Below are 13,533 nucleotides of genomic sequence, written 5' to 3'. Positions count from 1 at the left end.
AACTATTTTTTCCTATAATTTACTCTGTTTTAAAAATATGAGATGTAACTGGTGACAAGGGAATATTCTTATGATATGTTGCAGGAAACATTAGATTTTTGTTTAAAACCAATGAATTATCAAAAGATATATAAAACCATAAGACTAGAGCTTTTAGACATGGATTAAGCCAAACATCTAAAGTCTCTAAACATACACTAAAGGAGACTTCATCATGGATAAATTAAACATCATACATTCTACATCGTTAGATCGAACAAAATATAAGATTGAAGAAGATATTCAACAATATTTTGAAACGAAAGAAGATCTGCCAACGTTCGCGGAATATATAGAAGATCGTAGGCACTACGTTGAACAGATTTGGTACAATGTATGGCTTAATCAAGTAACAAATGACATCGCCAGAAAAGAGAAAAAACAGATTCTTAGTGCACGCGGGTTCGAAGTAGAAGGGGTAGACAAGAAAATTATTAACCAACTGTTCAAAAATGAAATGAGGGAATATCAATCCTTTAATGCATTAGAGTGGTTGCAAAATTCTCCTTTTACGGACCAATCCGTTTGGGAAGAACACTACCTTCAAGCCCGCCAAAATCTTCAAAAAAGAATGGAAGAAAAACGTATACAACTTCGCATAGATGATGTTACAGCTACGGTTGATCAGGCTGCTCATAGGATAGTAGAAGAAAATCAAGCGAATTACTTCTTATATGTCAGACACTTTGTTGCCAAGAAGGTAAGAGAGGATTTACAGAATAACCCGAAGTTTGAGGAAACAGAATCCAACAGAAGAGAAGATGTGTTAAAAGAGTCTGGCCCTATGGATGCATCTGACTATCACACTTTGAAAGATTTTTTCGGTGAGCTGACAGGTGCTGTTCATCAGAGCTTTGATTATTATGAGGAATACTTAGAATATGAGACATATTATTTTTTCTATGAGAAAAGGATTACGGATTATCTGTTCGGTTTTCTACCGGGACTAATAGTGAATGAGCTCTCAGATGAAATTTTAACAGACTACAAAACCGTGACATCCCAAGATTTCACAGTATCAAAGCTTAGGAAATTACTTGCTAACTCTTTTTACTTACTGGTCAATGATTTTATGGAACAACTACAAGATGAGTTTGTTACGGATTTGCTTGACCTTGCAGAACAACCTTTCAACTTAGAAATTCATGAGCAGTATTTGCAAAGAGATATCAAAGATCGGAATCAAAAAGAAGAGGAGATTTTGGCAGAGATCCGCCGAAAGCAAGAAGAAGAGGAGAGGATGTTAGAAGATATTTTCGGAAGGGAGTATATCCCTTCGAACGGTAGAAGCACAAGGTATGTCATACATATTGGGGAAACAAACACAGGAAAGACATTCCAGGCTTTGCAAAGAATGAAAGAAGCAAAAAGCGGATTATATCTTGCTCCACTGCGACTATTGGCGTTGGAGGTTTACGACACATTAAATTCTGATGGAGTACCATGCTCACTAAAAACAGGAGAAGAAGAGAAACTGTCTCCAGGTGCAAGCCATTTCTCTAGTACGGTCGAAATGTTTTATGAAAAAGATCATTATGAAGTTATCGTGATTGATGAGGCACAAATGATAGCAGATAAAGACCGAGGTTTCTCATGGTATAAAGCCATTACAAAGGCTAACGCGGATGAAGTACACATTGTCGGAAGCTTTAGTATGAGAGAAATGGTATTGCAACTTTTAGGAAATGCGGCAATTGAAATTAACGAGTATACAAGGGATACACCTCTTCAAGTTGAAGATCGGCCATTCACACTTAGGGATACAAAAAGAGGGGATGCCCTTGTCTGTTTTTCTCGTAAGCGGGTTTTAGAAACGGCATCGATTCTCCAGAACAACGGGCATCAAGTCAGCATGATATATGGAAGTATGCCTCCTGAAACAAGAAAAAAGCAGATGCAGCGTTTTATAGATGGAGAAACAACGGTAATTGTTGCAACAGATGCTATCGGAATGGGCTTGAATTTGCCAATAAGAAGGGTAGTCTTCTTACAAAATGAAAAATTTGATGGTACGCGCCGCAGACGTCTGACCTCGCAAGAAGTAAAGCAAATTGCTGGTCGAGCAGGCCGTAAAGGAATGTATGATGTGGGAAAGGTTGCTTTTACAGGAGACATTAAAGCAATGGAAAAGCTTTTAGGTGGGAAAGATCGTCAAGTTCACACTTTTGCAATTGCTCCAACCAGTTCTATATTGGAGAGATTTCAAAAGTATTCCAACAAGCTGGGTCATTTCTTTGAGCTTTGGGAAAAGTTTGAAAGTCCTGCAGGTACAGAGAAAGCCTCCCTTAGCGAGGAACAAATTTTGTACGAAACAATTGAAGACACGATGATTGAAGCTAGGCTGACAGTTAATGATTTGTATGGCTTTTTACATCTCCCGTTTTCTACAAAAGAGCAGACCCTTATAAATCAATGGAAAAAAACGATGGAAGCGATTGTAACAAGGGAAGAATTGCCGGAACCGTTCATGAATAAAGATAGCCTGGAGTATGTGGAGTTATCCTATAAATCCATCGGTCTTCACTTGCTGTTTTTATACAGATTGGACAGAAGGACGGAAGCAACATATTGGGAAAGAGTAAGAGAGTCATTTAGTGATGAAGTGCATGAGCGATTGCAAACAGATGTAAAAATGCGAACGAAGCAGTGCAGCAAATGCGGAAAGAGATTGGACCCAGATTTCAAGTATGCAGTATGTGATGCTTGTCACTTTTCCAAACTGCGGAAAAAACACAAAAACTTTACAATAAAGCGTCCATTTTAGGCGTGCAAGCTACATTTTTTAAGAGGTGCGAACGGCAGCGCCTCTTTTCTTTGAATGTTTTAGAAAAAAAATAATACAGTATAAAAAAGAGTTTTTGCGGGAGAGAGGTGTTTATCGTGTCCACTTGGATTTTACGTGGTGAATCAAAAAACATCCAAACAAACACCATTTCTTATCAATTAGATATGTATGAACTATTTTATATAAATGAAATGCAGCCAGGAGACAAAGTTTATTATTGTGATTATACTGATATAATTTGCATTTGCAAGGTAAATACGATTACCATGTACAATCAAATTGTTATTACATTAGATGTAATAGAGCAGGGAGAGCCCTTGCCATTAAAGTTTGTAAGAAAGCTTTGGGGTTTAAAAAATCTGGATATTTTTAAAATAGAGGATATTAAGGTACTAGCACTTGAAAAAGATGAGGATGACATTTTACATTCTTATTGGAAAGTGCCTGGATCAGTGGAAGGTTTGGTGAAATACGATTACTTGGATATACATTTGTTTTTGTACAGTCGCGTTGCAGAGGTTTGGATAGGCGACACTGAAAAACAACTTACGAAATATCAGTTCTTCCAAGCATTTAGAAAAGAAGAAAATTTATCGATTATGAACTGGGAGGATTTCCAAAAACTTAGAGAGCAGTCGCCTTTTTTACAAACAACTCTGCCAGTGGAAAGTTTCTTTACTGAGCAAAAAGCACCGATTGAACGCTACAGACAATTTTTTATAGATCTTCTTTTTGGTGACGATAGTATTGATAAACGCTTAGACAGCTTCTACAAAGACCCTATACGTAGGTTAATCGGCTTTGGTCAGAAAGAAATTGGTGAATTGGTTCATTACCTTTTCCCAAACTTCTTTTGTCGATTTACCAATAAAGAGATTGTGGCTGTTGAAAGATTGTTTAAAGAAGCATCCACTTTAAAAAATACATATACTATTGGCTCTAAAATCTACCATTATCAAAAACTAATTCACGAAAGTTATTTATTAAATAAGTATTTAAATATTGTAGGTAGAAAGACAGAGCTGCCAATATATTATGAGATCAACTGTTTCTTGCAATATATTTACGATACACACTCTGAAAGTGAAAATGATGGAAAAGAAGTAGCTTTCGAAGAGAAAGAAAAAAAGAAATATTGGATTTACACTACTCAAACTGGAATTGATGCCAATTCTTTTTTTGATGAAGGGATGCTTACTTTTAATCATGGGAAGCTTGGAAATATCAGGAACTATTCATCTCGAAAAGAAATATGGAATAATTACCGGCAGATTTATAGCGCAAAAAAAGTACCTTATGTAGAGACCTCTTCTTTATTTCAATTTTGTCATGAGATGGAAGAGGGCGATTATGTTTTTGTAAAAAATGATAAAGAGCAAATCATTGGATTGGGCAAAGTGTGCTCACCTTACATGTTCCCAAAATTCCCTAATTCTCCATCATTCAGAAAAATAGAGTGGATTCGAACTGGAATCTGGAATGTTAAGGGGATGCTATTTTCTAAAAAGCCCCTTGTTAACATTACGGCTAACCAAAACTCATTATCATACCTGCTAGATATAATCCTTGAAAAATAATAAAGCACCCCACTAATTTTAGTGAGGTGCTTCTTGCTATTGAACTCTAGTTTTTCTTTTGTAAATCTTTACAGTCGCCATGTAACCAAGTCCCAAAAACAACAATCCTGCTCCCCAAACCAAATAGTTATAAGCACTTGTAGCCGTATTCGGAAGTTTGTTTCCACTCTTAGCTACTTGCTTCTTTTCTACCGGTTGTTTTGTTTCATCTTTCTTTACTGGTGGAGGAGGAGTATTATCTTCGTCTTCTGTAGGTGGTTCTTCTTCTGCAGGCGGTTCTTCTACCGGAGGTTCAACAGGTTGAAAAACATTTGTGACTTCAATAGTTTTCAGAACTCTCGCCATTCCATCTTGACTAAATACTGCAAGAACAGTATATTTTCCATTTTCAGTCACTTCAAAACTTGTACCTTGTAAAAAATTCACGTTTTCTACGTCCAAGAAGTCTAAGTCGATTTTTTCACCTTTCATCCACATCAAGCTGATAGGCGTTTGGTCTTTTGTATCAATTGAGATGGTAACAGGTCCTTCCGTTTCTTCGCTTGGAGAGATTGATAAATCTAGTTCATATGTGGGGTTCTCCATTGGTGGAACTATATTGGAAACTTCAATCGTTTGAATAGCTCTATCCATTCCATCTTCGCTAAAAACAGCTAGTACTGTGTATTTACCATTTTCATTTACTTCAAAGCTATTACCTTGCAAGAAGTTTACATCTTCCAAACTTATAAAATCTAACTCTGTTTTTTCTCCTGCCATCCACATAACTTTAAGAGGGGTATGACCCTTGGTATTAACATGAACTGTGACAGGTCCTTCTGTCTCAACATTCGGTGTTATGGTCAAATCAAGCTCATATTCAGGCTCTGGTTCCACTGGTGGATACATTTCTAACAGCAAGCTATTAGCCAACGTTGCCAATGCTTGATGCCCAATAATAGTTGGATGAACATCAGGAAAACCATAGACAAGTTCTACTTGATTACCGTCGAAGGCTGAATAGGCATCAAGAACAAATGTATTCGAATAAGATGATGCAACTAAAGGAAATCCCTTGTTCACATCTTCTAAAATCATTTCACAGACTTGGTGCAGAGTTTTTACGGGTTCTGCCTCAAGACTTGGGAAAGGATTATAAATGTTATATAGCAATATAGGGGCATCCGAGTTAATCTCCCGAATAGTGTGCAATATAATTGCCAAGTTTTCTCCAGCTTTTAAAGCAGCAGCGGCAACTTCTTTTTGTAGTGTTTCATAATCAATTTCTTTTCCTGCTTGAATTGCAGCAGCTATCTCCGCAATTTTTGCTGCCTGCAGTAGATCATTATTTCCTGTATTAATTGTAATAACGTCAGCATTTTGTAGTGCTTGGCCTGTTTCGGGATCTGTTGTAATTTGTGTTAGTAATTGAGCAGAAGTTTGTCCTGGTGCACTTTTGTTAATAACAGTTGTTTCTCCATCTAAAATTAGATTGGGAAATGCTTGACTACGGTCTGGAAGACTTGTACCAAATGGGATTGAATCTCCCAACGCAACCAGTGTTGGTTCTGTTTCTTTAATTTCTTCTGCAAAAACAAAGTTGGAGGCAAAAAAGTTAAAAACGAGCAACAAGGCAAACAACAATGAAACGTGCTTAAACTTCAACAAAAGATCCCCCTTGATTGGTTATGTATTCATATAAAATTACATGAATCTTCCACATTATAAGTCTATATGTCGGAATATTCAATAAAAAATAGTGCTTACGACATATTTAGTTAGCAATCGACAACATCCTACTTTCCACCTATTTTACGACCTGATATTAAAAGTAGCATGTATTTAGTATGAATTTTCAGAATTCTATATTGACAACGCTTACACTCATTAGTAATCTTTTCTTGTATACATAGAAAGAGGGAGGAATTAGGGTGAATTCTGTTTGGTTGGCAATCATCGGTTTTATCGTATTTGCACTGGGATATCGATATTATTCTAAATTCATCGCAGAAAAGATTTACCGCCTGGATCCTGATTATGTAACACCCGCCCATAAGTATGATGACGGGGTGGATTTTGTACCAACGAAAAAGGTAGTTTTATGGGGACATCATTTCTCCTCTGTTGCTGGAGCTTCTCCTATTTTAGGTCCTGCAATTGCACTGTACTGGGGCTGGGGACCCGCATTTCTTTGGGTCATACTTGGGACTGTCTTTGCAGCCGGAGTTCATGATTTTGGTACATTGGTTCTTTCAGTCCGAAATAAAGGTCAATCTATTGGTACGTTAACAGACCGCTTGATCGGTAAACGTGCGAAAATGCTATTTTTATTTATCATATTAATTTTAGTTCTCATGGTAAATGCCGTGTTTGCATGGGTTATCTCAAACCTGTTCATTCAATTTCCGGCTGCAGTTATACCAATCTTTATTGAAATTCCGATTGCTATTTGGATTGGATATGCAGTTTACAAAAGAAAGGCCAAAATGCTGGTTCCCTCTTTGATTGCACTTGCCGTCATGTACGGTTCGGCAGTTTTGACAAGCAAGCTTCCATTCCTACAGATTGATTTGGTCCGCTACTTTGGTGGAGCGGATAACACGGTACTGTTCGGTTTGGATGGAGTCTCCATGTCATTCTTCGTCTGGATTGTTATCCTTTTAGTTTATTGTTATTTTGCTTCCACGTTACCTGTCTGGAAGCTTTTGCAACCACGAGATTATATTAACTCGCATCAATTAGTCGTTGGTTTAATAATGCTCTATGCAGGATTATTAGTTCTTAGACCAGAACTTACAGCACCAATGACAAATGAAGTAAGTGATGTTTCTTGGTTCCCGTTGCTATTCATCACTATTGCTTGTGGTGCCATTTCTGGATTCCACGGGTTGGTTGCTTCTGGTACAACCTCTAAACAATTGGATAAAGAAACAGATGCTCGCTTTGTTGGTTACTTGGGCTCGGTAGGAGAAGGGATACTTGCATTGATTTCCATAATCGCTGTTGCGACATTGTTTGCCAATGCTGGTGACTTCAGGGCTGCGTATTCCGACTTTGGTGCAGCAAGTCTCGGGGGAATGTCCAACTTCATTAACGGCGCGGCCCAACTTGCTACAGGTATTGCAATTCCAGCAGACATTGCCAGAACCATTGTAACCGTCATTGTTGTAAGCTTTGCTGCAACAAGCTTGGACACATCATTACGTCTTATGAGATACATCATTTCGGAAATTGGCAGTGAATATAACTTTAAGCCGTTAACAAACATGCATGTCGCAACTTCTGTTGCAGTGGTTTCAAGTGCTGCATTGGTGTTGATCCCAAAAGGACCAAATGGGTTTGGTTCAGGAGGTTACTTGCTCTGGCCGCTGTTCGGTACAAGTAATCAGCTCTTGGCTGGGGTCAGTCTACTTCTGATATCTGTATGGTTAAAGAAGCAGGGAAGGAACTTCTTCTATACATTTGTACCAATGATTTTCATTTTCTCAATGACTCTATATGCAATGTTTGTTCAAGTCGTATTTCAATGGTCAGGTCTGGGTGAAACAGATGCAAACATGTTACTTTTCATTTTAGGTGGAATTATCTTTGTGTTCGCATTTTGGATCATCTTGGAGGCGTTCAGAGTATTCTTTAAAACTGACAAGACTCCCCCAATAGATACGTCCATGTAACATTTAGCGAGAGGATGAAGCATGTTGCTCATCCTCTTCTTTCATAAAGAGCAGAAGGAGGCTTACATATGGACATTCTGGAAAAATTCAAGAAAGTCATTACTATTTATGATGAAATACTTCAGCAACCTCATAGAACAGAAATCGCAAGGGAGATGAGGGAGGAAGAGGACCTGTTTACGTTATTATGTTTTTCTGAAATGCTCGGTCTTCCTAATCCTGCGTTTTACTATACTTTGGAGTTATATCCATTTGTTATTGAGAGATTTCATGATTGGCATCTGCGGATGGGGATGGAAAAATCACCACTAAACGGAATACGCTGCTGTTAGGAGGAAGAGAAGAATGAGTAGATTTTTCAATCATAAAATTATGTTTATTGGAGGCAAAGGGGGAGTTGGAAAATCAACCACAGCTTCTGCGGTTGCACAGCTTTTCTCGGAAGAGAGCAAAAAGGTGTTATTGGTATCGACAGATCCAGCCCATAATATTGGAGACATCTTTCATGTAAAACCGAAAGATAAAGTATTGTCGATCAACACATACCTGCATCTTCTAGAAATTAACCCTCAATCAGAATCAAAAAGGTATATTGAGGAGGTTAAAAATAACCTCAAGGGGTTAGTAAAGGCAACCATGGTGGAAGAAGTACATAGGCAGATTGATCTTGCAAGCGCATCACCAGGAGCAGATGAGGCAGCCCTATTCGATAAAATCACTTCATTAATACTGGAAGAATACGATTCTTTTGATCATATCATTTTTGACACAGCACCAACCGGCCACACCATTCGGCTGTTAACTTTGCCTGAACTGATGAACGTCTGGATCAGTGGACTGTTGGAAAAGAGAAAAAAGGTTCAGCAAAACTATAGCCAGCTATTAAACGATGGAGAGCCAGTGGAAGACCCGATATTTGATAAATTACAGGCTAGAAAACAAAAGTTCGTAAAGGTAAGGGATATTCTCCTTGATCAGAATAAGACAGGTTATGCATTTGTCCTTAATGCCGAGAGACTTCCTATACTTGAAACTAAAAAAGCAATAGAAATGTTGGAAAAGCAAAACATGAACGTTTCCACTGTTTTTGTAAATAAGGTTATCCCCGATCATGCAGATGGAGTCTTTATGGAAAATCGAAGACAAAATGAAAGAAGATATATACAGCAGGTTCATGAAATTTTCCACAAGCCAGAAATTATTAAAATTCCATTGTTTGAGCATGATATTTCTAATATGGAACATTTAAGGAAGTATGCGGGTGCCCTAACAAAAATCACCTCTTACTGAAAAACTCTTAAGAAAGGGACAAATTCCTCCTTTTCTTAGGAGTTTTTTCTTGTTTGAAGGAAAGCCTAATAGGAAATGAGTACGGGAGATATGTAAATGAAAATGTTGTGTCTTGATGGGGGAGGAATCCGGGGAGTATTTGCCGTTTCTATTCTTCAGGAGATCGAGAAAGAATACAACCGGCCAATAGCCGACTTGGTAGACCTAGTCGCAGGGACTAGTACAGGTTCTATCATCGCTTCTTCCGTTTCCATCAAAAAGCCAATGAAAGAAGTTTTATCAGGTTATCAGAAATATGGAAAACAGATATTTACTCGTCAGGCAAAAGTGGGGCTTTTCAAAAGCATCTATAGTGACCGTCAGCTTAGACGTTTTATTATGCAAGCGTTTGGAAAACGCAAATTAAAGGATATCACAAGTCCACTGTTGATTCCTGCAGTTAACCTAACCCATGGCAGGCCATTTGTGCATCGTTCCAATTATGGGAACAAGGCGGCAAAAGATATGACCATTCACTTATGGGATGCCGTGCTATCCTCATGTTCTGCGCCCGTATATTTCCCCCCCAACAATATCGGCAATGACTATCTATCCATTGACGGAGGACTTTGGGCAAACAATCCATCACTGGTTTGTATTACAGAAGGGTTGGAATATTTCAAATTGAAACTGGAAGATATTGAAATTCTGTCTATCGGAACTGGACTTCAAAAAATTGATTTTACCATCCAAAAGAATAAATATTGGGGGGTAAAACAGTGGTTACCGTTTCAATTCCCTTCTATGAAAGTTACACCAAAATTATTAGACCTTGCTTTGCAATTATCATCTGAATCTGTGTCCTATCAATGCAGTCATTTATTAGGAAGCAATTACATCCGTCTCAATAAGGAATTAGGCGAGGAAGTACCATTTGATGATGTAACCTATATGGACGAGCTGATCCAATTCGGTCAATCTGTTTATCGTGAACAGAAAAAAGTGATAAGCGAATTCTTGAGTTCTTAAATAGTTTTTTTCTATAGCAGAAGGGGTACTATAACAATAGAAAATAAATGAAGGGGGAATTTTGATTTGACTTCAGAAAAAAGGATCACACTGCATGAGTTTAATAATTTGACCAAATCTCTGAGTTTTAATATGTATGATATTTGTTATACAAAGACAAAAGAGGAGAGGGAATCTTATATTGATTATATAGATGAACAATATAATGCAGATCGCTTGACCAAAATTTTAAAAAACGTGGCTGACCTGATCGGTGCACATGTACTAAATGTGGCAAAACAGGATTATGTACCTCAAGGTGCAAGTGTAACGGTGCTTGTTTCTGAAGGACCAGTAGTAGAAGTCCCGACCGAATCTTATGAAGAGTCTCCTGGACCACTACCAGATTCGGTAGTATGCCAGCTTGATAAAAGCCATATTACGGTACATACGTATCCGGAATATCACCCAGTAGAAGGAATCAGTACTTTTCGGGCCGATATTGATGTATCCACATGCGGGGAAATTTCCCCTTTGAAAGCATTAAACTATCTGATACACTCTTTTGAAACAGATATTATGACCATGGATTATCGTGTGCGCGGCTTCACACGAGATATAAATGGAAACAAGCTGTTTATTGATCATGATATTAATTCCATACAAAATTACATACCAAATGACGTAAAAAGCCTTTATGATATGATTGATGTAAATATCTATCAAGAAAACATTTTTCACACAAAGTGCCGCCTAAAAGAGTTTGACTTAAACAATTATCTGTTCGGTTATTCTAAAGACAAACTGTCAGATGAGGAAAGATATGAAATTACAAACAAGCTGACAAATGAAATGGACGAAATATTTTATGGAAAAAACATCAATTTTGGACACCGGGAAGATTAATTGAAGAATTTCCATTTAAGAAAAGCGATGAGTCAAATGACTTATTGCTTTTTTTGTAGGAATGAAATCCTCTTTAGAAGAATAACACCTAATAATATGGTTTAAAAGGGGAGATCATAATGGGGCATGATCGTGATCCAAATTTGAGCGGTTCCGATAAATTGATTTTAGCGATTTCTATGACACTTCTTTTTGCACTTGCTCTGCTTTTTGTGGGAGGAGCTTTTTTGTTTGGTTTTGCTGGTCTTTTTCAACTGTTCAGTGTCCAATATGATACAAAAAGTTCGTTGGTTTACTATATCGTTTTACTGATTCCATTGACCTTGCTTTTTGAAATAGCCACCATGACCTTCTTAATTAGAGTTCTGCCTAGACTAAGAAATAGGTGGACCATTATTATTTCAAAAATAGGGATTACCTTCCTTTTTATATGGATTCCTTTATATCTGACTGATGAATGGATAAAGGGGATCACCGTTCCACTGAATACAGAATTGGTTGCAGCTAGTTTGTTGCTTATTTTGGATAGTTTGGTCGAAAAAAAGCATCTTTAAGAGTGGACCTAGAACATAAGAACCAAAACCTTATTACTCTATTGCAACTGATAATCATTATCATGTATAATGATAGAATCCTAGAGAATGAAAGTAAGGGGAAATCGTAATGAACAGAATTACTCATCACCTACTAGAGGAAGGAGAAGAGCTATGCACACCTCCTTCCATTATTTATGTGGCGGCAAATTCAGCTGCCATTAAAAATAATGAATTGTCTAATGTAGAGACACTATCCGAAGGTAAAGCTTATTGGATGAAAAACGGTTCTATCTTGTCGCCTGCAAACCAATATTTAAAAATATATATGATAGAAATAGCTGATATGAAACCAGAAGAAATACGCTTCACCGCTACGGAACCTTGTAAAATAAATCCTATTTTAGATGAGCTTATAGTCCTTCAAAATAGCAAATCATTTTTGGACCGTTGCAATTTTCAAGCAAAGCTTTGGAAATTGATTGGTAGCATGACAGAAGTGCAACCTTTAGACGATATAGATCAAACCATAAACTATATCAACAATAATTCTCATAAACATTTTACTGTTCAAGACCTTGCTGCCAAAGCTAGAATGACACCGGTTTCTTTTGCGAGAGCTTTTAAAAAGAATACAGGCATTCCACCAAAAGAATATGTTCTTGATACAAAATTGAAAAAAGCTAAGGAACTTATAGTCCAAAATAAAGGTATTAATATAAAAGATGTTGCGCTTCAGATAGGTATTCAGGACGAATTTTACTTTAGTCGATTATTTAAAAAACGTGAAGGGTTATCACCAACTGTATACATAAAAAAGATTCAAAATAGAGTCGCGGTGGTCAGTCAATTATTTTTACAAGATCACTTGCTGTCATTAGGTATTCAACCAGTAGCAGCTCCCGTTTATCCTAGCATTTTTCCAAAAACAAACGGAGTCCCTTCCTATCTAGAAAAACCTTTAGAAGGAACCTACCTTTTGAATGCGGAAAAAACTTTTAATTCCAAAGATATTATGACAGTCGATCCTGATTGTATTATAAAAACATCTCTTCATCATGGGGAGCAACAAACACTTACTTGGATGAAGAATAATCAAGTTTATTCCATAGATTTTCAGAGTACATGGGATGATTACTTAGAACAAATAGCTCATTTTTTTGGTCGAGAAGATGCGGTAGCTACCATCAAGAAAGACATGGGGCAATTAGAGAAACGAGCAAAAGAGATGTTAAGAGGGGTGGCCAGAAGTGGAAAATGGGCGGTAATTTGGGTAAGAAACGAGGAAATTAGACTGTATGGTTCCTCCAATCATGCATGCATGGAGCTTTTGTTTCAGACACTAGGTTTCAAACCACATCAAGACCTGCCTAATAGTGGGTATATTTCCATTACTGTTAAAGAATTATTGGATCTTAATCCAGATAAAATTTTATTTTTATGGAGCACTAAGGCAGCGGTGGATAAAGTGGCAAGGCATCCTGAATGGAATCAACTTAAAGCAGTAGAAAACAAAGATATCTATGTACCAAGCAGTCAGGAATGGGATCCTTGGGGGCCGTTGGGAAGAAAGCATATGATAGAAGGTATAATTAGCTATTTTAATTTGGATAAAACTCTTCTTTATGATTAAAATGTACATTTTGTCTATGTCGAAAGTATATTTTGTGCATGGATACTTTAATTGATAATAGTTATCATTGAGAATGAATTTCATTAGGAAGTTCATTCTTTTTTAACTAGCAATGATAATCATTATCAAC

At 37.2% G+C, this 13,533-nt stretch carries 10 protein-coding genes; 9 read left to right on the top strand and 1 reads right to left on the bottom strand.

Annotated elements, in window-relative coordinates; all coding sequences use genetic code 11:
- Nucleotides 1-214 precede the first annotated feature (214 nt).
- Together B4U37_RS11160 and B4U37_RS11155 are read left to right on the top strand one after the other, a co-directional pair.
- Nucleotides 215-2,803, top strand: a complete 2,589-nt coding sequence (locus B4U37_RS11160) for a DEAD/DEAH box helicase (RefSeq protein ID WP_088018278.1) — start codon at nt 215-217, stop codon at nt 2,801-2,803.
- 116 nt (nt 2,804-2,919) lie between these two features.
- Entirely contained in the window at nt 2,920-4,401 is a 1,482-nt protein-coding gene (locus tag B4U37_RS11155) for a hypothetical protein (protein ID WP_088018277.1), read from the top strand.
- Between the two features lie 36 nt (nt 4,402-4,437).
- Here B4U37_RS11155 and B4U37_RS11150 read toward each other — a convergent pair whose 3' ends face one another.
- Nucleotides 4,438-6,045, bottom strand: coding sequence for a GDSL-type esterase/lipase family protein (locus B4U37_RS11150; protein ID WP_157663771.1), 1,608 nt, complete (start codon nt 6,043-6,045; stop codon nt 4,438-4,440).
- Nucleotides 6,046-6,311: 266 nt separating this feature from the next.
- Here B4U37_RS11150 and B4U37_RS11145 point away from each other — a divergent pair, with 266 nt between their 5' ends.
- The 7 genes from B4U37_RS11145 (at nt 6,312) to B4U37_RS11115 (ending at nt 13,403) form a co-directional block, all read left to right on the top strand.
- Complete coding sequence (locus tag B4U37_RS11145) at nt 6,312-8,054, top strand: carbon starvation CstA family protein (protein WP_088018275.1); 1,743 nt, start codon at nt 6,312-6,314, stop codon at nt 8,052-8,054.
- A gap of 68 nt (nt 8,055-8,122) precedes the next feature.
- Nucleotides 8,123-8,386, top strand: coding sequence for a cory-CC-star protein (locus B4U37_RS11140; RefSeq protein ID WP_088018274.1), 264 nt, complete (start codon nt 8,123-8,125; stop codon nt 8,384-8,386).
- Nucleotides 8,387-8,399: 13 nt separating this feature from the next.
- Nucleotides 8,400-9,344: an ArsA family ATPase gene (locus tag B4U37_RS11135; protein WP_088018273.1), complete on the top strand. Its 945-nt coding sequence runs from the start codon at nt 8,400-8,402 to the stop codon at nt 9,342-9,344.
- A 96-nt stretch (nt 9,345-9,440) separates the two neighbouring features.
- Complete coding sequence (locus B4U37_RS11130) at nt 9,441-10,352, top strand: CBASS cGAMP-activated phospholipase (RefSeq protein ID WP_088018272.1); 912 nt, start codon at nt 9,441-9,443, stop codon at nt 10,350-10,352.
- Nucleotides 10,353-10,418: 66 nt separating this feature from the next.
- Entirely contained in the window at nt 10,419-11,237 is an 819-nt protein-coding gene (speD, locus tag B4U37_RS11125; RefSeq protein ID WP_010199570.1) for an adenosylmethionine decarboxylase, read from the top strand.
- A 119-nt stretch (nt 11,238-11,356) separates the two neighbouring features.
- Nucleotides 11,357-11,791, top strand: a complete 435-nt coding sequence (locus B4U37_RS11120) for a YrvL family regulatory protein (protein WP_088018271.1) — start codon at nt 11,357-11,359, stop codon at nt 11,789-11,791.
- 109 nt (nt 11,792-11,900) lie between these two features.
- Nucleotides 11,901-13,403 carry a helix-turn-helix domain-containing protein gene (locus tag B4U37_RS11115; protein WP_088018270.1) on the top strand — a complete coding sequence of 501 codons (1,503 nt, stop codon included), beginning with the start codon at nt 11,901-11,903 and terminating at the stop codon, nt 13,401-13,403.
- Nucleotides 13,404-13,533 lie beyond the last annotated feature (130 nt).

The organism is Sutcliffiella horikoshii (assembly GCF_002157855.1).
Taxonomy (GTDB): domain Bacteria; phylum Bacillota; class Bacilli; order Bacillales; family Bacillaceae_I; genus Sutcliffiella_A; species Sutcliffiella_A horikoshii_C.
This window is presented reverse-complemented; position numbering and strand designations above follow the sequence as displayed.